This window comes from Pseudobdellovibrionaceae bacterium (assembly GCA_020635075.1).
In the GTDB taxonomy this organism is placed as follows: Bacteria; Bdellovibrionota; Bdellovibrionia; order Bdellovibrionales; family UBA1609; genus JADZEO01.
The window spans coordinates 774,183-798,696 of record JACKAM010000001.1 but is presented as its reverse complement, the minus strand read 5'-3'; the positions used below and the strand labels follow the sequence as shown (position 1 = coordinate 798,696).

At 51.4% G+C, this 24,514-nt stretch carries 18 protein-coding genes and 1 pseudogene; 8 read left to right on the top strand and 11 right to left on the bottom strand.

Annotated elements, in window-relative coordinates:
• Positions 1-192: 192 nt before the first annotated feature.
• Both H6624_03435 and H6624_03430 read right to left on the bottom strand, forming a co-directional pair.
• The gene (locus H6624_03435) at positions 193-966 is read right to left on the bottom strand and encodes an alpha/beta hydrolase (protein ID MCB9083367.1); all 774 of its coding nucleotides are present in this window, start codon (positions 964-966) and stop codon (positions 193-195) included.
• A complete protein-coding gene (locus tag H6624_03430) occupies positions 953-1,999 on the bottom strand; it encodes a DUF2817 domain-containing protein (GenBank protein ID MCB9083366.1) in 1,047 nt (348 codons plus the stop codon). The genes H6624_03435 and H6624_03430 overlap by 14 nt, the downstream gene beginning before the upstream one ends.
• A 180-nt stretch (positions 2,000-2,179) precedes the next feature.
• Here H6624_03430 and acs point away from each other — a divergent pair, with 180 nt between their 5' ends.
• Positions 2,180-4,126, top strand: coding sequence for an acetate--CoA ligase (gene acs / locus H6624_03425; GenBank protein MCB9083365.1), 1,947 nt, complete (start codon positions 2,180-2,182; stop codon positions 4,124-4,126).
• 46 nt (positions 4,127-4,172) lie between these two features.
• Here acs and H6624_03420 read toward each other — a convergent pair whose 3' ends face one another.
• Positions 4,173-4,856 (bottom strand): hypothetical protein, encoded by a 684-nt coding sequence (locus H6624_03420; protein ID MCB9083364.1) that lies wholly within the window; start codon positions 4,854-4,856, stop codon positions 4,173-4,175.
• Positions 4,857-5,008: 152 nt separating this feature from the next.
• Complete coding sequence (gene lgt / locus H6624_03415; GenBank protein ID MCB9083363.1) at positions 5,009-6,115, bottom strand: prolipoprotein diacylglyceryl transferase; 1,107 nt, start codon at positions 6,113-6,115, stop codon at positions 5,009-5,011.
• 103 nt (positions 6,116-6,218) lie between these two features.
• Between lgt and maf the strand changes: the two genes are divergently transcribed.
• The 3 genes from maf (at position 6,219) to H6624_03400 (ending at position 9,049) form a co-directional block, all read left to right on the top strand.
• Complete coding sequence (gene maf, locus H6624_03410; GenBank protein ID MCB9083362.1) at positions 6,219-6,872, top strand: septum formation protein Maf; 654 nt, start codon at positions 6,219-6,221, stop codon at positions 6,870-6,872.
• Complete coding sequence (gene hemB, locus H6624_03405; protein ID MCB9083361.1) at positions 6,865-7,860, top strand: porphobilinogen synthase; 996 nt, start codon at positions 6,865-6,867, stop codon at positions 7,858-7,860. Before maf ends, hemB begins: the two co-directional genes overlap by 8 nt.
• Before the next feature lie 130 nt (positions 7,861-7,990).
• Entirely contained in the window at positions 7,991-9,049 is a 1,059-nt protein-coding gene (locus tag H6624_03400) for a hypothetical protein (GenBank protein MCB9083360.1), read from the top strand.
• Between the two features lie 63 nt (positions 9,050-9,112).
• Here the strand turns inward: H6624_03400 and H6624_03395 are convergent, their stop codons facing one another.
• From H6624_03395 to H6624_03365, 7 genes are all read right to left on the bottom strand, one after another.
• Entirely contained in the window at positions 9,113-9,439 is a 327-nt protein-coding gene (locus H6624_03395; protein MCB9083359.1) for a hypothetical protein, read from the bottom strand.
• Positions 9,440-9,687: 248 nt separating this feature from the next.
• Entirely contained in the window at positions 9,688-11,400 is a 1,713-nt protein-coding gene (locus H6624_03390) for a hypothetical protein (protein ID MCB9083358.1), read from the bottom strand.
• Positions 11,401-11,653: 253 nt separating this feature from the next.
• Complete coding sequence (locus H6624_03385) at positions 11,654-11,863, bottom strand: hypothetical protein (GenBank protein MCB9083357.1); 210 nt, start codon at positions 11,861-11,863, stop codon at positions 11,654-11,656.
• Positions 11,864-12,435: 572 nt separating this feature from the next.
• The gene (locus H6624_03380) at positions 12,436-13,077 is read right to left on the bottom strand and encodes an HD-GYP domain-containing protein (GenBank protein MCB9083356.1); all 642 of its coding nucleotides are present in this window, start codon (positions 13,075-13,077) and stop codon (positions 12,436-12,438) included.
• 251 nt (positions 13,078-13,328) lie between these two features.
• The gene (gene uvrA, locus H6624_03375) at positions 13,329-15,848 is read right to left on the bottom strand and encodes an excinuclease ABC subunit UvrA (GenBank protein ID MCB9083355.1); all 2,520 of its coding nucleotides are present in this window, start codon (positions 15,846-15,848) and stop codon (positions 13,329-13,331) included.
• A gap of 49 nt (positions 15,849-15,897) precedes the next feature.
• Positions 15,898-16,389, bottom strand: coding sequence for a transcriptional repressor (locus tag H6624_03370; protein ID MCB9083354.1), 492 nt, complete (start codon positions 16,387-16,389; stop codon positions 15,898-15,900).
• Between the two features lie 56 nt (positions 16,390-16,445).
• On the bottom strand, positions 16,446-17,396 hold the full coding sequence (locus H6624_03365) for a GTP cyclohydrolase I FolE2 (protein MCB9083353.1): 951 nt from the start codon (positions 17,394-17,396) through the stop codon (positions 16,446-16,448).
• A 195-nt stretch (positions 17,397-17,591) separates the two neighbouring features.
• On the opposite strand from H6624_03365, the pseudogene lpdA reads away from it, so the two are divergent.
• The 4 genes and pseudogenes from lpdA to H6624_03345 all read left to right on the top strand — a co-directional run bounded on the left by lpdA (position 17,592) and on the right by H6624_03345 (position 23,737).
• Positions 17,592-19,762, top strand: a pseudogene (lpdA, locus tag H6624_03360) (dihydrolipoyl dehydrogenase).
• Between the two features lie 14 nt (positions 19,763-19,776).
• On the top strand, positions 19,777-20,634 hold the full coding sequence (locus tag H6624_03355; protein MCB9083352.1) for a DUF547 domain-containing protein: 858 nt from the start codon (positions 19,777-19,779) through the stop codon (positions 20,632-20,634).
• 47 nt (positions 20,635-20,681) lie between these two features.
• Positions 20,682-22,733 (top strand): sulfatase-like hydrolase/transferase, encoded by a 2,052-nt coding sequence (locus H6624_03350; protein ID MCB9083351.1) that lies wholly within the window; start codon positions 20,682-20,684, stop codon positions 22,731-22,733.
• Between the two features lie 56 nt (positions 22,734-22,789).
• Positions 22,790-23,737: a polysaccharide deacetylase family protein gene (locus H6624_03345; GenBank protein ID MCB9083350.1), complete on the top strand. Its 948-nt coding sequence runs from the start codon at positions 22,790-22,792 to the stop codon at positions 23,735-23,737.
• Positions 23,738-24,514 lie beyond the last annotated feature (777 nt).

The window sequence follows — 24,514 nt, the reverse complement described above, 5'->3', positions numbered from 1 at the left end:
GCGATCCTCCCGAATGCCCAAACACCAATGAACCTCTGATCGAAGCCGCCACGCCCATTCCATCCTGGAGAATACCCACCTAGGACCTGCGGCTTGAATTGGTGTGTCATGAAAACTGTTTACAGGCAAAAGGGCAAGAATTTTCTTTCGACTAAAGCCTTTACAGGGAGCTTCGCAAAATTTTTTAGATTCTTAAAACCCGTTCTGATTCCGCCACTTACGTATCTCACTGAATATCCAAGGGGCGTCATCTAAAGGTAAATCATGCCCAGCCCAAGGATGCCGGGCGATCTCCCAGCCATAGTGGCGATGGAGAGCCTCGGTGCAGTCCGGATGGACGAGACGATCTCCCTGCCCCACCATCAACAGGGTCGGCACACTTGGCATTTGTCGAGGCAGACGGAAACGGCTGGCTGCCAACAGTTGGCGGGCGACACTTCGGCGATTGACCGGCCGTTCCTGCCCCAGGCGGTACCATTGCTCTGCCGTTTGATCGTGAACTTCTCGACGGTTGGAAATCAAATCCACAATCTTTCGTTCTCGCAAGTGAGGGTCGCGCACAAAGGCACTGGATAAAAAGCGCGGGGCGGCTGAAAGCCGCAATCGACGATAAAATGGATTCAAGCCTGCGGCCGAAGTGTTCATGATCACGACAAAATGAAGTTCATGGGGGTGTCGCCGCATCCATTCCAGAGTCACCATTCCCCCAAGGGAGATGGACAAGAGATTAATTGGGCGCTCGCCGCCCGCGGCTTGGTGCACTTGATGGCGAACAAAATCCGTCATGGAAGCCAGACTGGTGGGAGGAGGTACGTCTCGGGCGTCGCCGGCTCCAGGAAGGTCCACACAAAGAACTTCCTCTCCGGGAAAACTGGCTTGAAACTCATCAACAAAATTTCCCCAATGACCCTTTTCCCGTCCCAGGCCGCGAAGAAAGACCCACAAGGCTGGTTTATCTTTTGTCATACCAAAGCTCCTTGGCCCGGGTTTCATATTCCTGTCGGCGGGACTGGCCTTCGAGCAGCCAGGAATCCGGCGAAATCAAACTGCGGTGAATAAAATCAAACAAAAGCATATGACGGCGAAGAATGCGCTTCACTCGGTGGGGTTTTAAAGGGTGATGAAAGCGCAAGGGATGAAGGATCTGTAGAGGACTCTTGCGCAGCCAGGCCCAACTCCCGAGCTCCAGGGTCCACGGCAGGAAAATCGACTCCTGAATCCGGTTGGATTCATGGTGCTCGGCAAACAAATAATCCCATAGGTCACCGTGAATGACGTAGTGAGTGGCGCTGGGTTCGATATCATAAACATGGTAAGGGTACGAGCGATCCAGCAAATCCCTAAAAGCCATCACCTCAGAGATCAAAGGAAACATCTCAAGATTCTTGGCCCAGGGAAACCAAAAACGGTCCCGGGATCCAAAACCGGAATGAACATCAAGAACAAAACTTAAATGTGAGGGAAATACTTTTTCGCGAACCACCTGACAGAGGACTTGAGCCTCTTTTTCCATGGTACCAGCCTCCCCACGGTAACAGGGAAGCTTGGGCGAAATGCGGTGGCCACTAAAAAACTGGGAGGAACTCCCCTCCCCCTCCACTGGGGCATTGCGCATCAGATCCACACCATTGGCGTTGGAGCGACGAAAGTGAAACATCCCAACTGGGTTCACTATGGGCATAAAGACAAAACGGGATTCCTCAAGACGTCTTTGTAAGGTTTTGTCCCACTGCAGTGACTGAAGCAGGTGGCGCAAATAGACCAAAACCACATGGGTGCCGATTCGTTCCAGGCCATGGACCCCGCCGAACAAAGCAAAGACTGAAGCCTTTGGATCTTTCGACCCCAATTCAACGGTCGTAAGTGGGAATCTTTTACCCCTGTGCTCCACCTCGTCAATTTGGTCCACACGTAGGAGATGCTGATACTCCTTGATCAGGCTTTCTAAATCTTCCATTTCTGGAAGGTGACCCTTACGCAGACTAAAAATACCAGCCATGAACACACACCCCGGTTCGAAGCCCCATTCATACCACCCCGTCTGGCCAGCCGCAATATGGAGGTTTTTTAGTAAAGACTTGGTCAGACCTCGACGGCCTGACGCGTGAAGTGTTGACCCTACCCACCTCTTGGGCAAACTCGTGCTTTAGCCATAAGCACCCAGAAAAAGGGGGATTTCATGCACCATTCTGATGATCGAATTCCGCTGAAGCCCGAGTGGGAGAAAAACGCTCACGTCAACCAGGCCAAATACAAGGACCTGTACCAGCAAAGTATTCAGGACCCCGAGGGATTCTGGGCCAAACAGGCTGAGCGGATTACCTGGACAAAAAAATGGGACAAGGTGAAAGACACGAGCTTCATAAAGCCCGTTCACGTCAAATGGTATGAGGGTGGAAAGCTCAATGCCAGCTACAACTGCATTGATCGCCACTTGGAAAAGCACGCCGACCGTGTGGCCTTTTACTGGGAGCCGGATAGTACCACTGAAGAAACCATCACCATCACCTACAGACAACTTCACGAAAAAGTTTGCCGTTTGGCCAATGTGCTTAAAGCCAATGGAGTCAAAAAGGGCGACCGGGTCACAATCTACATGCCCATGATCCCAGAGGCAGTGTATTCCATGCTGGCCTGTGCCCGCATCGGCGCCATTCATTCGGTGGTCTTTGGTGGCTTTTCACCCGACTCCCTAGCAACCCGCATTCAGGATTGTGACAGTGGGTTTTTGATTACCGCCGACGAAGGCTACCGCGGCGGCAAGACCGTACCTCTCAAGGTGAACGCAGATGAGGCGGCAAAGAAGTGTCCTGGCCTCAGGAAAATGCTGGTCGTGCAAAGAACCAAAGCCAAAGTGGACTGGGATGCCAGTCGCGACATTTGGTACCACGAGGCCGTCACTCAGGTGAGCGATCAATGCGAACCGGAAGTGATGGACGCGGAAGATCCACTTTACATACTTTACACTTCTGGCTCGACCGGAAAACCCAAGGGTGTCATGCACACCACGGGCGGCTATATGGTCTACACCGCTCTCACCCATGAAGTGGTCTTTGATTACAAGCCTGAAGATGTGTATTGGTGTGCGGCCGATGTGGGCTGGGTGACCGGCCATAGCTATATCGTCTATGGCCCCCTAGCCAACTGTGCCACTTCGGTTTTGTTTGAAGGGGTTCCCACCTGGCCCACGGCCTCGCGGATATGGGAAGTCATTGATGAATACAAAGTGAACATCCTTTACACGGCTCCCACTTTGATCCGCACCCTGATGCGCGAAGGGGAAGAATTCGTAAAGAAGACCTCGCGTAAAAGCCTGCGACTTCTAGGTTCCGTCGGCGAGCCAATTAACCCAGAAGCTTGGAAGTGGTATTTTGAAGTCGCCGGCGACAGTCGCTCGCCCATTGTTGATACCTGGTGGCAAACGGAAACAGGTGGCATCATGATCACTCCCCTTCCTGGAGTCACCGATCTGAAACCGGGCTCAGCCTCAATTCCCTTTTTCGGCGTTCAACCCTTGATTGTCGACGACTCGGGCAAGGAACTCATGGGGGCCTGCGAAGGCAACCTGTGCATCAAGGATTCCTGGCCGGGGCAAATGCGCACTGTCTATAAGAATCATCAGCGGTTTGAAGAGACTTACTTCAGCCAGTTCCCTGGCCTCTATATGGCGGGCGACGGCTGCCACCGGGACAAGGATGGCTACTACTGGATCATTGGTCGCGTCGACGATGTGATTAATGTTTCCGGTCATCGCATGGGCACAGCCGAGGTGGAAAGCTCCCTGGTGGCGCACAACAAAGTGGCTGAATCAGCGGTTGTCGGCTTTCCCCATGAGATCAAAGGCCAGGGTATTTATGCCTTTGTGACTTTGATGGCGGGGGTGGAGCCCACAGAGGAATTGCGCAAAGAACTCACTGATTGGGTACGCAAAGATATTGGCCCCATTGCCAAGCCGGACGTCATCCAGTTTGCACCTGCTCTACCTAAAACCCGCAGCGGCAAAATCATGCGGCGGATTTTGCGCAAGTTGGCTTGCAAGCAAGAAGACCAGATTGGTGACACTTCTACTCTTGCAGACCCCAGTGTGGTGACAGCACTTATTCAAGACCGAAATGGATTGAATTGATCAATCTATTCGGCGCTGAATTCACAAAAACTCGGCGCCAGTTCTTTTAATAGCGAAATGTGACGGTGATGGTCGGTAGGTACAGCTGGCCATAGGTGTCCTTCATGAACTTGTCCAGCTCCGCCACCAAAGCCTGTTCGATAGCCCCACCATTGAGCCAGGGGATATCCATGCTCGTAGATGATGAGATGGGGTGAAGAATCGCCAAACCAAAATCCCAATGGAACTTCTGCCTCCATGGCAAGGAGTAACCCATTCCCAGTTTCACCGCCGTGACTTCCCCTTCGACAGGAATTTGGTTGGTCCCACCAGCTCCGGGAAGGCTACGACCTAAAATGGCTTCAAGCAGTTGTTTGCCCGTGGATTGGCTCTGGCCGCGTAGGAATCCGGCCCCCATTTCCATAAACCATCGCTTTTTGGAGCCCACGTAAATGCGACCACCGAGCTCCAGATAGGTAGCCCCGGGCAGCAGATCCGTCACCAAATCACCAGTCTCCTTTCCGTAGGCTCCCATCCCCTGGGCCACTGAATTGGCACCACTGACAAACGTCTCGGGCACCACTCCACCTTGGAGGTAAAACATCAAGCGTGAACCAAGCTGCAGACCACCCTGAATCCCTAGAGCCATGGGGAATTCACTCACCGCCCCGACATAAAGGCTAAGCGGCTTTTTTTCAGGTGACGAGGCATTTGGGTCTTCCAGAGTCTCAACAAAAGACTCCTCTTCCACGACCTCCTTTGGCTTGGTTTTCCTTTTTGCCTTTTTGGTTCGAGGTTTCTTAGCTTGTGCGATTGATTCATATGTTTGAGCCTCGACTTCTACTGGATTTTGAAGACCTAGGCTACTTGCAAGGAGAAGAAAAGAGATTAAGAAACACCCTCTCAGGTCTTCCCTCCTGCTATGCTCTCTCCATCTCCACTCAAAAGTCCACCCAACTTAGGGTTTTCAGTCCTAATGGCCACAAACAGAAAGCCTGCAGCAAAAAGAATAAATCCCACACTCAGCCACTGCCCGCGAGTCAAACCCAACCATTGAAAACCAATATGGGCATCGGGCATTCGATATTGCTCGCCAATGATTCGTGCGATGGAATAGCCAAAGCCAAAAACACTGGCCACCACACCCGCCTTGCGGGGTTTAAGCCACACAACAGTCATCACCAGCCAAACGAGAAAGCCTTCGAGTAGTGACTGATAGAGCTGACTGGGATAGCGGGGATTCAATACCGTCTGCATGGCTTCAATGACTTGGGTCTGTCCATTCTGTGTGGCCCAAATCACCTTCTCAATGACTGAATTGATATTGTCATGGGCTATAGAGTCTAATCGATAGCGATTCACCCATTCGGTCCAATTCTCTGGGGTCAGTATGAGTTCCTCCCCTCGGGAATTTTTCACCGCCCCTAGAGAATCCAAAGCAGGGATCAAGCGCTTAAGTTCCTGCACCTGATAGTTGGCCCAGTAATAGAGCTCAGTGGGGAATTTGACTGCCCACTTGAAAGTCTCGGGTGCAATTCGCCCGTAGAGTTCACCGTTAATAAAATTGGCGATGCGACCAAAAGTAAAACCGATGGTACAACCATAAGCCGTCAAATCAATCAGATGAAGTTTGGAGTACCCCCCTCTGCGGGCAAACCACAGGCAAACCAAAAGGACACCGATTATACCACCATGACTGGCCATCCCCCCTTTGTGGACCTCCAATACCCCCCAGTAAGGGATTTGAGATGAAAACTGCCAAAACAAATCAGGCGAATAGAACAAACAGTATCCTAAACGGCCGCCGGCCAGGGTGCCAATCGCCACCCAGGTGATAAAATCTCCGGCCTTCTCCGCAGGCAGCTGAATGCGACCCCGTTTTGCTAGCCACACAAATATCAAATAGCTGCCCACAAAACCGGCAAGGTAGGCCAGTCCATACCAGCGAATTCCCATGGTCTCGGTAAATTGAATAGCAAAAGGGTCAAGTTGGTGAACGTAATGGGTCACTCGATGCACTCCCTAGGTGATTGCTGCACGCTATTTTAGGTTGAGCCTTTCCCTAGGATTCTATATCAATGAAGGATCAATTTTCACGGAGTTTGCAGAAGATATGACACAGAGTGCAGAACACCCGCCGATCATCCTTGCCAGTGCCTCTCCCTATCGCAAAAAGCAACTGGAGGCCTGGGGACTTCCTTTCACTGTGTTGCCCCCCGAAAGTGACGAGGCTACCCTCAAACGTGAATTGAAAGGACCTCCCAGAGAGATCTGCCAAAAGTTGGCTCAAGCCAAAGCCCACTCCATCGCCGTCAACAACCCCAAGGCCCTAGTTATTGGCTCAGACCAGATCGCTGTCACTCATGAAGGGGAAATTCTCAGCAAACCCGGAAACTCTGAGAATGCCGTTCACCAGCTGATGAAGATGTCGGGCCACACTCACTCTCTCCTCACCGGGCTGGCGGTGATTTACCAAGGACAGGGAATCTTGCAGGTGGAGCGAGTGGACATCACCTTCCGTGACTTAGTTGAAGATGAGATCCGCGCTTACGTAAAACAGGACGACCCTTGGGACTGTGCCGGAGCCTATAAGCTGGAAAGGTTTGGAATTTGCCTGGTACGAGAAATCAAGGGTCGAGACCCCTCTTCGATTCAAGGATTACCGATGATCGCATTGACTGAGGCCATTCGTGAACTGGTGGGCCATATGCCCTTTGAACTGAATCCAACTGTCCTTCAGTTGGCACCTGGAGCACCCCATGCCTGACACATCGTCCACGCTGTGGATTCCCAATCGTCCTCGTCGCAATCGTCGCAGTGACTCTCTGAGAAGAATGAATCAGGAAACCTGGCTAAGGCCTGACAACTTTGTATACCCTCTGTTTGTCATGGACGGCGAAAACAACAGTGAACCCATTGGCGCCATGCCGGGCCAGTTTCGCTGGACTCCGGATCTGCTCATTCGTCAGGCCCGGGAGGCTTTCGATTTGGGTGTTCCCGCGGTCGCTCTCTTTCCCAAAATTGAAGAAAGAAAAAAGGACTCCCTCGCCAAAGAGTCTGCTAATCGCGAAGGCCTGTTGCCACGAACGGTAACAGCACTTAAAGAGGCCCTGCCAGGGCTGACGGTCATTACCGACGTCGCCATGGACCCCTATTCCAGCGATGGGCACGATGGCATTGTCCAGGATGGTGAGATCCTCAACGATGAAACCCTTGAGGTCCTGGGCGAAATGGCCTTGGTGCAAGCCGAAGCGGGAGCTGATTTTGTTGCACCCTCAGATATGATGGATGGTCGAGTGGAGTACATTCGGGCTGTTCTTGACGAGTGTGGATTCACGGATGTGGGTATTATCAGCTACGCAGCTAAATATGCTTCATGCTTTTATGGCCCGTTTCGTGACGCCCTGGATTCAGCTCCCAAAGAGGGAGACAAGAAGACATATCAAATGAATCCGGCCAACCAGCTTGAAGCTTTGCGCGAGTTACGCATGGACCAGGAAGAGGGGGCCGACATGGTTATGGTCAAGCCTGCTCTCAGCTATTTGGATGTGATCAGCTTGGCAAAGGCCAACTGTGAAGTCCCAGTGGCAGCCTACAATGTCAGCGGCGAGTACTCCATGATTAAGGCAGCTGCTGAAAAGGGTTGGCTGGATGAAAGGGCCGCAGCACTCGAAAGTCTGTTGTCCATCAAACGGGCCGGTGCTGATGTGATCTTCACCTATTGGGCTCTGATGGCGGCTAAATGGCTCCAATAGAATCCTGACACCACCAATTCTGAATGCGAACTGGTCCAAGAGCTAGCCTTGCCTGCAATTTTCGCGGAATCCTTTTTTTGCACCGCCAATCGGGTAAACTATAAGGAGAAACCGGGATGAGGAGCAGGCCATGGGATTGGATTTCAAGTCAATTAAGATTGTTCGTTATCTTTTGAGCTTAAGTATGGCACTGACGCCCACCTGGGGAGCCATGGCGAAGAGCAAGGCCACTCAAGACGAGGTCTCCATTCTTCTTGCCCAGGCGACCATCATGTTCAAAAAACACAAAACCTATGAATCCCTGATTGACGAGGTCTTTGGTGGACCTGAAGTCAAAAAAGAAGACCTAAATTGGCTGAAGTCCCACTACAAGGAACTTCTCCCCAAGCCTGTGCCCGCCATGGCCGTCGACCAGTATAAGGTCACGCTGACGAGCCCTGACGGCAAGGAAACCTTGGTGGTTGAAATGGTGGACCCCTTTAAGGGCGTCTACAAGATTGGCGATTACGAGGCCCAAATTGATTTCGAAAACAAAGGTGTTAAGGGCAGCATCCAATACATGGAAAGGATCTTGCGCAAAATTGAGTCGCAAAAGAAATCCGCGGCCCATGAGATGATGAATCTTCTCATTCCTGAAGCCCATGGCTTGGGACTTTATTTGGCTGCATTTGCGGTCGGCGTGGCCGCTCTATTTTACTTTGTCGATAAAGGTGTCAATGGCGCCTATGATGACGTGAAAGATGCTTTTGGAGACCACGATGTCACCGAAGCGCAGATTCGCTGTAGCAATCCCGGAGGCCCTGCTCGCGAGGCTTGCCAGGCAGACGCGGTTCTTATCCCTCGCCCCTATGAGCTGATTTTGGTCCGCAACAAAAAAACCGAACGGTATTATCTTTGTCCAACATCCACTAGTGCCTCAGAAATGCGCGGAACCATGTACCGCTTTGCCGATGACGATGGTGATGGGAAGGGTGAAAAAATTCACTTCTCTGACTCGGCCAACATGACAGCGGATTCGGAACACCAACTGAGTGGTGATGAAATCAAGTCCATCAAGGCCGTCACTGCTGCTGTTGCTGCCTGTTGTGAGCGCAAAGGCCAGGACTGCGCCACCAAGCTCAATAGCAAATTCAAATTGCGCGGCGATACTCGCCAGAGATCCGACAACCTTTCAAAATCGGCGCAATAACAAAAAACGCCTGGTGACCTCACCAGGCGCGGAGGACAAGTAAACTGCTCAGAGTTTACGCTGTCATATAATTCCAAAATTAAGGCTGTTGTCCCGGATCTTGCCCAGGGTCTTGCCCAGGATCTTGTCCAGGATCTTGCCCCGGATCTTGCCCCGGGTCTTGCCCAGGATCTTGTCCCGGATCTTGTCCAGGATCTTGTCCCGGATCTTGTCCCGGGTCTTGCCCCGGATCTTGCCCCGGATCTTGTCCCGGGTCTTGCCCAGGATCTTGCCCAGGATCTTGCCCAGGGTCTTGTCCCGGGTCTTGTCCCGGGTCTTGCCCAGGATCTTGCCCAGGGTCTTGTCCCGGATCCTCAGGATCGACGGGTGCTTCAGGTTCGCCGAGGTCATCCTCTGTCACGCAGTAAAAAACAATACCATCTCTTTCCACATACCAAACCCGATCGGCGATGTGATCGAATTCACCATTGTAATCTCTTTCTGAGATACAAATCATCTCCACGTCCTCCGCCTGAGCCTGCGCTGTCGTCGTCGCCGACAGGGTCCAGACTAGAGTGGCCGCGGCCAAAACAAAAACCTTCTTCATGGATGCCTCCTTATAGATTGATGCCTTAAGTTGTCTTTATTCAAAGATAAACCTAGGGTGTCGATGGCTCACCCCAGTACCAAACACCCTTGATCTTCAATGGCGAAGTGGCTTCGTTAGCCTCTTCATGTCTATTATGAATGATCAGCGCATCCATATTGGTGATTGCAAAGTCTCTCTCTATCGGAGAATTTCGCACTCTCTCTCTGTTGCTCACGGCCGGAGAGGCATCGCGGATAAGGGGATACTGACTGGCCTCACCTCGTGCCCGGATGGCAAGAGAATTTGTGTACCCCGACCCGTCAAACTCAACGCGAAAACCTAAACCCTTGAGAGTCACAGGCAGTGGCAGAGTCACTTTGCTTCCCGCAGCCATGCTGTCAGAAAACTCCAGATTGAGAGGGACATACTTCCACTCTGCCTGGGGCAGAGATGCCAACCACCGCTCAAGATAGTCGGGATCGATATATGGGTTCTCTCGGCCGCAATTCTTTTGCGCCAAGGGTACCCAGAGAAAATCAGGGTGCTCTTCGGGATCGACCCATTCCCCAGACAGGATGTTGCCTCTTTCGTCCATCTGCAGACGGTAGGAGTAAGTGTTCTCGTACATTTTCGCCCGCTGTACATCCTCGTGCCGCCCACCGTATTCGTGCATCTGCAAACGCGTGACCACGTCATACCACCCAGGGCGATCGGCAATGGCCGTAAAGCTGGAGTGGTAGCCAGTGATCACGTTATTGTCCACACTCTCACCGACAACGTAGTCGGTGGCGATGGGTTTTTGTTGGTACTTCAGGTAGTAGCGCAACACCTTGTGAAACTTGTCAGGATAAATATCGGCAATGTCGCCACCACTACGATAGCGTTGACCATAGAATGCCCATTGCACACAAAAGCTGGCCTCAGCCCGAATACCGTCCACGTCCGAGGGCTGAATCACAGTTTCCGTCTCGGGGTCCCAAAGGCGCGTGGCCCATTTTTCATAAAGAACTGAGCTCGCCGCCCAACCATTGCAGTGTCCGCCCCAGTCGACATGTTCCAGCGAATGAACGCGCTTTTCCCAATCGACTGCCCCAGGATTTCGGCCCGTGCGTGCTTGCACAGCCCGGTCATATTTTCCCAAGGGCGAATGATCTCCCGCTGCGAGTGGTACATCTCGATGAGGCCACCAATAGGCATCGTAGGGGTGAAGGCGCTCAGGGAGCCTTTCCTCTTCAGTGAAATTCATCACACCTAAATTCCGACTTGTTTTAAGCCGAGTACGGCGAAAGGATTCGATGACCTGATTGATTTGCTTTTGGTGGTAGGCGCCAAATCCCATCATGGCGACAGCTCGTCCTGAACTTTGTGCTTCCAGTTCATCAAGAGGCACATTAAAAGGAGAAAATCCGGGGTCTTCAGTTTTTACCTGCTTTAGTTGGCCGCGAATGCGTACTCCTGAAGTAAATGTCGTCTCTTCGGAATGTGGACCTTGTTGAATCAGGAGAGCCAACTCTGGACGAATCTCAGGCTCATCATTATTAAATAGAAAGGTCTCACCTTCCCCCGACTCCAGGTAACACCACACCTGGCTATCAAAGAAGGATTCACTCTCGGCGATGGTGCGAACAAAGCTCTCTGAGATTCTTTGCGGATTCTCCTCCGACCTGAATTCGAAACACATTGGGGTCACTTCGTTCGCTCCGGCCATAGGGCTAGCCGACACTGCCATGATTGGAAGTAAAAGATACTGGATGAAAGACAAGGCCGAGGTGAATCGCTTCATGGTGCTCTCCGATTGTGATGACCACCACTTCGGAACACCTAGGTGACTCTCAAGTTTTTTTGTCAGCCATAACCGTATCTAATTGCGAATAAAAAAAATTGGTCAAAGGACGCGGATAAGAACAGGACATCCTGTAGAAGGTGTAAACGGAATTAGAAAACTTCCGTATCGGAGAGAAACAAAAAGCGGAATTTCTCAAGAAGAGAAATCCCGCTCTGTTGTTGAACAATAGGTTATAAGCCGCTTCCCGCGCTTATTTGGGCAGACCGTCGTTTTCGATTTCCAGTGCGGTCACTGTTTCACCGGCCTCATTGCGCTCCACACATTCGTTAAAAATCTTCATATTGCGGTGATAACACTTCGGCCATTTTCGAACAGTCGCCCGATCCGGCTCTTTCTGTTTACCTGCACACCCTACAACAGTCATCATCGACGCCGCCATTGCAACCAAAATCCATTTCATCAGAGATCCTCCTGAAGGCAATTAACCTAAAGCAAAATCATAGGTCCCTTTGCCCTTCGTCGCAATCAAAAGGTTTTCCCGGTACCGCGGTCCAGTGTATCAATTCGGATATCTGATATCTGATATCGGACATCTGATATCGGAACCAAAAAAACGCAGGAGACGGGCCATTTTCACCCTATTTTGCTCTATGCCCCTGATGAAAAGGGTGTAGATCCAAGCGTGATCCTGGCGGCCGGTCAAAATGGTTCGGATCCAAGGCAAACGACTTTGACCGAGCAGAATCGTACTAGTTGGTACGTTGGAGCGAGGGAAAAGTCGTTTAACGCCGGAGACGGGCCATTTTCACCCTATATGGATTAATGCCCCTGATGAAAAGGGTGTAGATCCAAGGCGGAGGGGCCTCATCGAACGGAGGCGTACTTACTGGTACGTTGGAGTGAGATGAGGGCCCGACAACGCAGGAGATGCGCCCTTTTCATCAGGGGCAAAAACAAACCGCGCTACTTCTTGTAGCGCGGTCCCCCCTATCGAACCCCCGCCGTACGGAGGTCCTGCGTCCTGTCTTCCCGTCAAGCCGCCTTTAGAATATGGTGCACAACAACATCCTCGTCCTCTTTTTCCTCGTGGAAATAGGGCAAGGCTTCAAGGAATACTTTGACCAAATTGGCATCGAATTGACTTCCACTATAGTCGATCAGCTCTTTGATGACTTTGTCTTCAGGGAGAGCTTCGCGATAAGGACGCTTATTTGTCATCGCATCGTAAGTGTCCACGACCGCAATGACCCTTGCTGGAAGAGGAATTCGGTCGCCCACCAAATTGAATGGATAGCCGGTGCCATCGATTTTTTCGTGGTGGTAGCGAATTCCTGGTAACAGAAATCTAAAAAATGGAATGTGACTCAAGGGCTCCAGAATCTCTGCACTCTTGATCGGATGAGCCTTCATCACTTCGACTTCATCCGCCGTGAGGCGACCGGGCTTGAGGAGAATGCTGTCAGGCACTCCCACTTTACCCACGTCATGAAACAAGCCAGAGAATTCAAGCACAGCTTGCTCGAAATCATTGAGTCCCATGGCTTTGGCTAGTTTACGAGATCCACGGCCGACACGGCAGCAATGGTAAAAAGTGAATGGATCTTTCTTCTTCACTGTTTGTAAAATCGAGTTGGCCACATCATTGGCCCAACTCGGGATATCATCCCAAGACATACTCCCACACCTCGTCGTAGACGTTCCGATAAATAGTAGAGAGTGATGCCTCTTTATTTCACAAACGTCCCGCGAAAAGAGCACCAATCAATAACCTATCGGCGACCCCCCGTAATCCTAGAGGGAGTGCCTAACAAAAGTCCTGTCTTATTGTGGGAAAATGAGGCGAATCAATAATTTAACCACTTTCTGCCAGTTCTTTTTTTGGCTGCATTTTGGCAACAGTCAGAGATTTTTGACCCATCTGATGATCACAAAAACTGCCCCGTCACACTGCGAGGGGATCGGGCCACCTCTTCCGGAGTCCCGGCAGCGACGATTTCGCCTCCACCCACTCCCCCTTCGGGGCCCAGGTCGACCAGGTAATCGCAGTTTCTAATCACGTCCATTTGGTGCTCGATGACCAGGACGGTGTTGCCCTGATCGACCAACTCCTGAAGAAGCTCAATGAGCTTTTTAACATCGTCAAAGTGGAGCCCAGTGGTGGGCTCATCAAGGATATATAGGGTTTTCCCAGTGCCCCGCTTGGAGAGTTCCTTGCTGAGCTTAACTCTTTGAGCCTCTCCCCCACTCAGAGTGGTCGAACTCTGCCCCAGGGTCATGTAATCCAGCCCCACGCGTTTCAGAGTCTCCAGCTTTCTTGCCACCGGTGGGTGGTGCTGAAAAAACTCGGCGGCCTCTTCCACGGACATCTGCAGAACGTCGGCGATGGACTTCTCGCGGAACTTCATGTTGAGAGTCTCGCGGGTGTAGCGATTCCCCAAACAGGCATCACAGGTCACATAGACATTGCTTAAAAAGTGCATCTCCACTTTAACCTGACCACCGCCGCCACAGACCTCACAACGACCGCCTTTGACGTTAAAGCTAAAATGTCCGGGCCGGTAGCCACGAATCTTGGCCTCAGGGAGCTCGGCAAACAACTGGCGCACCACCGGAAATAGTCCCACATAGGTAGCCGGAATGGATCTAGGTGTGCGACCAATGGGCTTTTGGTTGATTTCAATCACCTTGTCCAGATGTTCAATGCCCTTAATGTTCTTGTACGGCGAGGGTTCAGCCAGGCTGCCATAAAAATGCCTAGCCAATACTCGATACAAGGTATCCACGACGAGGGTGCTTTTGCCACTTCCCGAAACTCCCGTGATACCAATGAGACACCCCAGAGGAAGTTCCAATTTGTCACCGCGAAGATTGTTGCCCGTGGCCCCTTCAAGAATCAGTTTTTCCCCCGACCCTTTGCGACGGCTCGAAGGGACAGGAATTTTTTCTTTGCCGGAAAGATAGCGGCCGGTCAGGCTCTTCGCCTCACGACTCACCTCTTCGGGAGTTCCCTCAGCCATGAGCTCGCCGCCATGAAGGCCCGCACGTGGTCCAAGGTCGATCAAATGATCAGCGGCCCGAATTGTTTCTTCGTCATGCTCTACGAGGAGAACAGTATTGCCCCGTTCGCGCATTTCTTCGAGGATCTCAAGTAGCCGGCGATGATCCCGTGGGTGAAGGCCAATACTCGGTTCATCTAACACATATAAAACACCCACCAGAGCCGAACCGACCTGGGAAGCCAGGCGAATCCGTTGGGCCTCTCCACCAGACAAGGTCCTGGTCTTGCGATCCAAACTCAAATAACCGGTACCCACTCGTTCAAGATAATCAAGACGACCTAGAATCTGCCGCAAAATCTTTTCTGCAATCAAAGACTCCCGATCGGCCAGTTTCAAGTTGGAATGGAGGTATTCTTTGAGCTCAATCACTGGCAGGTTTGAAAGTTCAGCAATGTCTTTACCCGCAAGTTGCACGTTCAATGCCTCTTGATTTAGGCGTTTCCCATCACAGTCGGGACAGGTTTGTGCTTCAAAGGCCTCTTCGCTGGCTTCATCGTCGTCTCGATCCTCGACCTCGTCCTCATCCGCCAACACACCAAGGCCGTGACAAGTTTCACAGGCTCCCCGAGGATTATTAAAACTAAACAGGCGGGGCTCGATCTCAGGAAAGCTGTAGCCACAGACCGGACAAGCTCGATGAATGGAAAACATTCGCTTTTGTCCGCCCACGGGCTCAATGGCTACCATGCCATCGGCCATACTCAATGCAAGGTTCACGCTCTCTTTGAGACGCGGCAGGTACTTTTCATCGACAATCAAACGATCAATGAGCAAATCAATGTCATGGGATTTGCGCTTGGCCAATTTCTTTGCCTTAGCGAGCTCAATCCATTCGCCGTCGACGCGGGCACGAGTAAATCCTTTGCTTGCCCATTTGCGAAACTCAGCCAAAAACTCGCCCTTTTTCCCCTGAGCCACTGGAGCGAGGAGAAAAAACTTAGTGCCAGCTTTTTGTCTCATGATCTCGTCGACAATCTGCTGAGGCGACTGGCTGTCGACCGGCACCCGGTGTTCGGGGCAACGAGGCACTCCCACCCGAGCGTAGAGCAGCCGCAAATAGTCGTAGACCTCAGTCACCGTCCCAACGGTGGAGCGCGGATTGGGATTGATGGACTTTTGATCAATGGCAATCGCCGGGCTTAATCCAACTATGGCTTCCACGTCGGGCTTTTTCATCTGTTCAAGAAAGTTGCGTGAATAGGCCGACAAGCTTTCAACGTATCTACGCTGGCCCTCGGCATAGATGGTGTCGAATGCCAAAGAGGATTTGCCGCTGCCACTCAATCCGGTAATAACGGTGATTTTATTCCTGGGAATAAAGACGTTTATGCCCTTAAGATTGTGCTCAGAGGCACGGCGGACCCAAATCCCCTCTTCTGGCGGCAGGGAATGGGCGTCAATCCTTGGAGTGTCGATTTCCAAACAGGACCCTTCCTTATTGGCAATTGGAACAAAAACCGTAGAGTTCCAGCACGTGGTGAGTGAGCTTAAAACCGTGCTGATCAGCCACTTGCTTTTGCAGAGCCTCGATCTGCGAGTTCTCAAACTCAACGATCTTACCACACTTCTCGCAAGTCAAATGGTCATGATGACGACGCGGGGTTAACTCATAGCGGGCTGGGAGACCTCCCATACGCACCTCGGTAACGAAACTCTTCTCCGTCATTTTACGCAGAAAGCGATAGACAGTGGCGAAGCCAATTTCCGGGTGGTCATCTTGGATGGCCTCATAGACTTCCTGGGCCGTGACGTGAGCCCGCCCTTCGGTCAATGCACTTAAAATCGCCATTCGTTGGTGGGTGACCTTAAGGCCCATTTCGCGAATGATGCGTTTAAATGCGGCTTCATCAACTGGTTCTCGGCCAACGAGCTTTTCTGGCGGGTTTTGCTGTCCCCGAACTAGGGACGGAGAATCATCGGATTTCATAGGCTCTACTCCTACCTGGAGCGAGCTGAAGGGTCAAATGAAATTAAGAACGATTTTCAGTTGGTAGGTGGCCAACTCAGACTGGCCACCGCATTATGGGGATGAAGGCTTTCCTGGTGCTCCACCCGAACGTGAAAACCACGCAACCTGCGGTCGTCTTTAAAGGCAAAGAGGATCCTTCGGGCCGCATCCTCACAAAACAACAGATTGCGGCCATTGAGACGGGCAAACTCCTGTTCGTCTTCCCTGCGAACGGCGGTTTGCACCGGAGTGCCAAAAGCTGATTCGGCCCGGTCGACAAACTCGCTCCAATCAGTAATCAAAGCGCCGTCCAGGATGTTTAAACGAATCTCAGCCCGACTGCGCTGGGCATGAGGTGTCGCCACTGCCGTGCGCGAATCATCCAACCATTCGGTGATCTTTGATGAAGACCACTTTCCAGGTCCAAACTCTTTCAGCAAGGATTCAACCAAATCATGACGGGCCAGGGCCGCACTGGCGGGACAAGTGCTGGAATAAAGCACTTCAAAGCCAATCTCAAAGCGCACACCCATGGGTGTTTTTTCAAGTAACACTTTAAAGGGGTAGCGGCGCCATCCCCACTCCCCACTTTTGAGGGCCGGCCGCTTGCGCCACTTCTCAAACTTGAGTTCCAAGCGAGCGCTCTGACTGAGGTCCTGTTGGGATTGAATCATGTCATCAACAAGGGCGCGCAAGAACTTGAAGTTTAAGGCCTCACTGGCCAGGCGATCGCGCAGCAAAGTGTAGAGACGGGACATGTGGATGCCACGTTGGTTTTGTTGATCGAGACTCACAAAGGCTGCCACACGAGCCGGAATCTGCACCGGCCCTTTGTCAGGGTCTAAATCCAGAAGCGGAAGCTCCATCTCTTCCATCCCCACCCAATCAATCGTCGATGCTTGGGTGGAAACAGAAACCTCGGCCACATCCGGTAGTTTTCGTAGGGGTTGAAGTTCCCGGATCACCGGGTCTTCTCGATCAGACACGCCTCAATCTCCTCGCCCATGTAACTTCTGGGCCCCAATCTCATATCAAAGGTTGAGGGATTACGCCAGGCGTTTACCCAAGAATAGTTTTCACCAGGAGCCCAATAAATGGCTGATATCCAATTGAATTTCCAGAGGAATCCTCTATCCTTAGAGAGTCCAACCCGAGCCACCAGCAGCGAGAAAGGCCACCCCATGAAAAACAACATGAGTAAGATCCTTCTGCTTGGGGTTCTCGCCATCGCCATTGGCAGTTTCTTCTTTTTCGATCTCGGCCAGTATTTGAGCTTCGAGTATTTGAAGTCCCAACAAGCCGCCTTCCAGAACTACTACAACCAAAATCCAGCCCTGACGATTGCCATCTATTTTGTTGTCTATGTGCTGGTGACGGCCCTCTCTCTCCCTGGGGCTACCGTCATGACCCTGGCCGGTGGGATGATGTTTGGTGTCCTGGTGGGAACAATCACCGTGTCCTTTGCTTCTACACTTGGAGCCACCCTGGCCTTTTTGGTGGCTCGCTTTATGCTGCGAGATTATGTGCAAGCTAAGTTCGGCGAAAAGATCAAAGCCATTAATCAAGGTGTTGAACGCGAAGGCGCCTTCTACTTGTTTACCCTCAGACTCATCCCTGCTTTTCCGTTTTTTGTGATCAATTTGGTGATGGGCCTCACACCGATTCGTACCCTCCAGTATTTTGTGGTATCGCAAATCGGTATGCTCCCTGGAACCATCGTCTATGTGAATGCGGGCACCCAGTTGGGAAAACTGGATTCGTTAAAGGGGATACTGTCCCCTTCTCTTCTCCTGTCTTTCGCTCTCCTTGGTGTTTTCCCACTGGTGGTTAAAAAAGTGATGGCTCAGGTTCAAAAAAGGCGATCGGTATGAAGAGTTTCAAAAAACCCTCGCGCTTTGATTACAACATGGTCGTGATTGGTGCGGGAGCAGCAGGCCTGGTGTCTTCCTACTTGGCGGCAGCCCTCAAAGCCAAAGTGGCGCTGATTGAAAAACACAAGATGGGTGGCGACTGCCTGAACACCGGCTGTGTCCCCAGCAAAGCGCTCATTCGCTCTGCGAAAATGCTCTCTTACGCCAAACGAGCTCAAGACTTTGGCTTTCGCTCAACCACCATCGACTTTGACTTTGCCGAAGTGATGGAGCGGGTGCAAAAGGTGGTCAAAAAGATTGAGCCCCATGATTCAGTGGAGCGATACACGGGATTGGGGGTGGAGTGTATTCAGGGCGAGGCTAAGATCCTCAGCCCATGGGAAGTCGCCGTCAACGGCCGCACTCTCACCACCAAGGCAATTATTATTGCCACGGGGGCTCGCCCCTTTGTGCCGCCGATTCCGGGCCTGGAACAGATACCCTTTTTGACCTCCGACAGCCTGTGGAATATTCGTGAACTCCCAAAACGCATGGTGGTCCTGGGCGGAGGACCCATTGGCTGCGAGATCGCCCAATGCTTTCAGCGCTTCGGCTCCCAAGTCACTTTGGTGGAAATGGCGCCGCGAATAATGGCACGCGAAGACGAAGATGTTTCAGAGGCCGTGAGCAAAAAACTTTCTAGTGAAGGTATGAATCTTCTCACCAATCACAAGGCAAAAGCCTTTGAAATACGCGGTGGACAAAAGACCCTGATTGCCGAACATCAAGGCAAAGATGTGGCCATTGAATTTGATCAACTTCTTGTCGCCATTGGCCGCAAGGCCAATGTCACGGGTTTTGGCTTGGAAGACCTCGGGGTAACTATTAGCCCTCGGGGCACCGTGCAAGTGGATGAGTTTTTGTGTACCAACTACCCAAATATTTTTGTCTGTGGTGATGTGGCAGGTCCCTACCAGTTCACCCACACCGCCGCCCATCAAGCCTATTACGCCTGTGTGAATGCTCTCTTTCGTCCGTTTTTAAAGCTCATTCCTCCGCCCTTCAATAAAGGCTTTAAGGTGAATTACTCAGTCATTCCCTGGGCCACCTATACCGATCCGGAGGTGGCCACGGTTGGATTGACAGAAACTGCGGCCAAAGAGAAGGGCATTGCCTATGAACTCACCACTTACGGCATTGATGATCTGGACCGAGCCATTGCCGACGAAGAGGACCACGGCTTTGTGAAGGTGCTCACCAAACCGGGAACCGACACCATCTTGGGTGCCACCATTGTTGGCTACCACGCTAGCGATTTGATTAGTGAGTTCATTGCCGCCATGAAAAACGGCTTTGGCCTGAATTCAATCTTGGGGACCATACACATTTATCCAACAATGGCCGAGGCCAATAAATACCTGGCCGGAAACTGGAAGCGGGAACGCAAGCCCGAAGGCATACTCAACTGGCTCGCCCGCTTTCACGCCTGGCGCCGAGGTTAAAGGAGATTTTCATCATGTTGAAGCAACGCTTTTCGCCGCAAGCCAAATGGGTTCTTTTTTCTGGCTTCATCCTGGGTCTCATAACTCCTCTCTCCTTGGCCACAGCGGAGGACAACACAACCTCAGCCCAACAGGCCTCGGTCGCCGCTGGCTTTGATCACAGCTACAAGGTCTGGACAGAAATTCTACAGAACTTTGTAGTGGTCAAGGGGCCTGCTAGCCAGGTGAAATACCTAGAACTCAAAAAGGGCCGCAAGGTCCTAGACGATTTTCTTAGCCAGCTCTCGAATGTGACGGAGAGCGAATTTAAGGCATGGAAGAAAGAACAGCAGTTGGCCTTTTTGATTAATGCCTACAATGGTTTTACCCTTCAGCACATCGTCAACAACTATCCCGTCGCCTCGATTCGCAAGATTGGTGGTTTTTTTACCAACCCCTGGCGCGTTGAGTTTTTCGGACTCTTAGGGAAAAAGCGCCATTTGGACTGGATTGAACACGGGACCATTCGCAAAAACTACCAGGAACCACGGATTCATTTTGCTCTCAACTGCGCCTCGGTCGGCTGCCCGGCCTTGCGCCAAGAAGCCTTCACCGGAGACCAGCTCACTGACCAACTGGAAGAACAGGCCAAGCTGTTTTTACGTGATACAACGCGCAACAGGATTGATGAAAAAGAGGGCAAGGTTTTCCTCTCTAAGATCTTCGACACCGAACCCTGGTTTGCCGAGGACTTTACCAAAAAGGCCGGCTCTGTGGCCGCATTTGTGGCTCCCTACATGACGGACGATCCGGCGATGCAAGAGAAGATCAAGGGGGGAGAGTTAAAATTGGACTTCCTCAAATACGACTGGGGATTGAACGAAATCAAATAGCCCACATCCTGATTGTCCCCTTTTGCCCAATGGTGTAAACCATCCCCATGCTTTTTAAAGTACTGGGTGGCCGGGGGCGGCTGCTGTTTTATATCTGCCTTTCCTTTCTTGTGCCATTTAGCCTCATGCGCTTGGGTTTTTACTGGTTCTTCCGTTCAGGAGAGACCCCCTCCTCCGACTTGATGCATGCCTTTTACTTGGGGCTTAAGTTTGATACCCGTGTGGTTTTGGTCTTTTTGCTGGTGCCGGCTTTGGCCATGCTTTTGCCCGCCTTGAATCCCTTTCGTCGCAACAAAGTCATCCCCTTATGGACGGCTTGGTACAGCCTGTGTTTTTTTGCTTCCTTGTTTTTTTACGCCCTGGACTTTGCCTACTACAGTTATTTGGGTTTGCGCGTGAACGCCACGGTTCTGCACTTTTTGGAGAACCCCATCATCAGTGCCCAAATGGTGTGGCAAACATATCCGGTGATTCTCATTCTGCTTAGCCTGGCTCTGACCACGACTGTCTTCACCTGGTGGACCAAACGACTGATGGAGGCGGCCACCACGGGAAAAGGTCTGACGTCAACTCCTCGCACCGGGGCCTTGCCTGGGTGGCAGGCGTGGGTCAAGGGGTTTACGGTTGTTTTGCTCATGCTCGCCGGCCTTTACGGCAAAGTGTCCGCCTACCCTTTGCGCTGGAGCGAAGCCTACTTTTCCACCAATACCTTTGTGGCCTCTCTCGGCATGAATCCCATTCATTACTTCTTTGATACTCTCGATAACCGCGAAGAGCCCTTTAACAAAGACAAAGTCCGCCACCACTACCAACAGGTGGCCGATTATTTGGGCGTGGAAGACCGCAATGAAGAGACCCTCAATTTTGACCGTTGGCTAGAGCCTAAAGGCCTTTTGCCTCAAACCACCAATGTGGTGTTGATCGTCATGGAGTCCTTTGCTGCTCACAAAACGGGAGTCCTGGGACACCCTCTGGATCCGACGCCCAATTTCGACGTTGTGGCAAAAAAGGGTAAATTGTTTGATCGCTTTTTTGTTCCTTCTGAAGGGACTGCTCGTAGTATTTTTGGCGTACTCACAGGAATACCTGACGTGGGAGCCAGCCGGACTTCAAGCCGCAATCCATTGATTGTGGACCAACACACTCTGATCAATGCCTTTAAGGCTCACCAGAAGTTCTACTTTATTGGTGGCAGTGCCAACTGGGGAAACATCCGCGGCGTTATTGCCCACAATATCCCGGACATGAAAATCGTCGAAGAGGGGATGTTTGAATCTCCCAGGACCGACGTGTGGGGAATTTCAGACTATGATCTCTTTGTGGAAGCCAACAGGCAGTTGAGTGAACTCCCCAGCCATCAGCCTTTTTTCGCCGTCGTGCAGACGGCCGGCTTTCACCGTCCTTATACCATTCCTGAATCTCGCGGACACTTTAAGGAAACTCAACTCAATGATGGGGAAATCAAAAAATACGGTTTTGTTTCCAACGAAGAGTACAACTCCCTGCGCTTTTCTGATTACAGTTTGGGCCACTTTTTAGAATTAGCCTCCAAAGCCCCCTACTATCAAAACACTTTGTTTGTGATTATTGGCGATCATGGTCTCCCCGACTTGGAGGCTCAGCACTTATCGAAGGGCTTTCAGCATCACCACATCACCCGCTTTCAGGTCCCTTTGGTTTTCTACCACCCAGGTTGGAAATCAGAACCCGAAGTGATCCACAAGTTTGCCACCGAACCCGACGTGCTGGTCACCATTGCCAGCCTCACCGGTCACAAAACCCTGGTGCGCACCTTTGGCCGTGATCTCTGGGACACCCGCTTTGATGATCGGCGCTTTGCCTTTCACTACGTCTATTACCGCTCCCCTCCCCACATTGCTCTGATGGATGATGATTTCTATTTGGTCGCCGAACCTGGCAGAAGAGAAGGACTCTACGATTATAAGTCGGATACGCCAGCTGTGGATCAATCTGCCGCTCACCCAGAGCGCGCTCAAAAGATGATGGATCTCACCATGGGCCTTTACGAAACCGCCAAGTACTTGCTGTACCACAATCCCAATCCACTGAAGGCGACGGGAAAACCGGCGAAGGACTAGTTCTGGGTAATGGAAATCTCTTTGCCCTCACGCTCGATCATCGATAGCATACAACCATGGCAAACTCGATCTCTCGACTGAAGGTCTCTATACTCGGGGTAATCGGTCTTTTGTTTGGATTATCGGCCTTAGCGGTACCAGGAAAAATTCCCCTGGCTCTGACCTTTGATGATCTTCCCGCATCGGGACCCGAGGCTGCGGAGATCACCCGCGAGCAGGCCATGGATCTGATTCTTCAAGCTCTCAAGAAACACAAAGTGCCTCCGGTTTATGGATTTCTTACCGGCCAGTTGGCCGACAACATGGAGGGGCGAAAAAAACTTCTCGTTCGTTGGAAGGAGGCCGGGCACTTGATTGGCAATCATGGATTCTCTCATTTGGATCTTTCCAAAACCAACAGCGCCGACTACATTGCTGATATTGCCAAAAACGAACCCTTGCTCATCGATTACGCCTCCACCATTAAGGAACTGAAGGTTTTTCGTTACCCTTTTTTGATGGAGGGGGATTCCCATGATAAACGTTATGCCGTGCGCAGCTACTTGTCCCGCCGCCAATATCAGATCGCCCAGGTCAGTGTGGACTTTCAAGATTGGCATTTCTATGAAGCCTGGATGAAATGCCAAGGGCAAGAAGACAATCAAAGACAGCTGGAGGATGAGTTTATTCTATTCGCCAAACAGCGGCTAACCACCTATCATCAGGTCGGACAGTACATCTTTGGCGCCAATCGAGAACTTCCCCATATTCTTCTCCTTCATCTGACTCCCTTGACCGCAAAACTTCTGGATCGGCTTTTGAGCGAATTTACCAAGATGGGGGTCCGCTGGATTTCTGCCGACCAAGCCATCCGCCATCCCCTCTATCAGGAAGACACCGCCCTGGAGATGAAATCTGGAGGCATGGGTTTTCTCGACCAGGCCCTCCAGTCAAGAAAACTCAAATTCAAATGGCCCAAGAATCACATTCTCCCCAAAAACAAACTTCTCAGCCTTTGCCCGTGAGAATTCGCGTCTGATGGTTTTTGCCCGGATTGAATACCCATGATTCTACCTAACTGACCTAAATCAACTTATCCAGCAAATGACCCATCCATTTCCTTTGCTAGCCCTAAGCCGAGTTACCCGACCCGCCGAACCCATTGACTCCTTGCCGGTCTAAACACACCATATCTATATGACGACGGACAATTGAATCTTCGGCCTCTGAGTAGGAAAACTCACATCTGGAGACCGTCCTGTCCCGTCATTGGCTTGATGAGTACCTTATCAAATCCCCCTAGGATGGAACGGAACTCAATTGAAACCTAGAAGTGCATTGGAATTGCCATTATGGTTCACAGACTCCTGACTCAACCAACTACCTGGGCTGCCCTATTTTGGACATATGGGGATTACGTCGGCGTCTTCCATGTTGGCAAAAATGACTATGTTTTCCCGGAAAACCTTATTTTGTACACTGTAATGGTTGCGGCCTCTGCTTACATGCTGCCTGGTGCTAGTCGCGCCATCTCTCGGTCCGTCAAAGACCCTCTCGACTCCCGGAAGTTTCGACAATTATTTCTGACCTCACTTGGTCTGAAGATATTTGGCTTTTCCTGTCCAATTATGCTCTGCCTTTCATTCACATCAGAATCTCCATCGAGCCATTATTTCCAACTCTGCGGAGCCATCCTCATTGTGTGGTACGCTTACTTCCTCACTCGTCAGAAAAATTTCCACTCTGAATTTGGTAAAAGGCTAGCTCACTTTTTCATTTCCCATCTGACAGAGGAGAACAAA

Bases quoted from the DNA above. Each gene is read 5' to 3' on its own strand.
- H6624_03395 (MCB9083359.1), bottom strand. From the start codon at position 9,439: ATGACCTCGGCGAACCTGAAGCACCCGTCGATCCTGAGGATCCGGGAC.
- H6624_03350 (MCB9083351.1), top strand. From the start codon at position 20,682: ATGCTTTTTAAAGTACTGGGTGGCCGGGGGCGGCTGCTGTTTTATATC.
- acs (MCB9083365.1), top strand. From the start codon at position 2,180: ATGCACCATTCTGATGATCGAATTCCGCTGAAGCCCGAGTGGGAGAAA.
- H6624_03380 (MCB9083356.1), bottom strand. From the start codon at position 13,077: ATGTCTTGGGATGATATCCCGAGTTGGGCCAATGATGTGGCCAACTCG.
- H6624_03435 (MCB9083367.1), bottom strand. From the start codon at position 966: ATGACAAAAGATAAACCAGCCTTGTGGGTCTTTCTTCGCGGCCTGGGA.
- H6624_03430 (MCB9083366.1), bottom strand. From the start codon at position 1,999: ATGGCTGGTATTTTTAGTCTGCGTAAGGGTCACCTTCCAGAAATGGAA.
- H6624_03385 (MCB9083357.1), bottom strand. From the start codon at position 11,863: ATGAAATGGATTTTGGTTGCAATGGCGGCGTCGATGATGACTGTTGTA.
- H6624_03370 (MCB9083354.1), bottom strand. From the start codon at position 16,389: ATGAAATCCGATGATTCTCCGTCCCTAGTTCGGGGACAGCAAAACCCG.
- H6624_03345 (MCB9083350.1), top strand. From the start codon at position 22,790: ATGGCAAACTCGATCTCTCGACTGAAGGTCTCTATACTCGGGGTAATC.
- maf (MCB9083362.1), top strand. From the start codon at position 6,219: ATGACACAGAGTGCAGAACACCCGCCGATCATCCTTGCCAGTGCCTCT.
- H6624_03390 (MCB9083358.1), bottom strand. From the start codon at position 11,400: ATGAAGCGATTCACCTCGGCCTTGTCTTTCATCCAGTATCTTTTACTT.
- H6624_03400 (MCB9083360.1), top strand. From the start codon at position 7,991: ATGGGATTGGATTTCAAGTCAATTAAGATTGTTCGTTATCTTTTGAGC.
- hemB (MCB9083361.1), top strand. From the start codon at position 6,865: ATGCCTGACACATCGTCCACGCTGTGGATTCCCAATCGTCCTCGTCGC.
- H6624_03355 (MCB9083352.1), top strand. From the start codon at position 19,777: ATGTTGAAGCAACGCTTTTCGCCGCAAGCCAAATGGGTTCTTTTTTCT.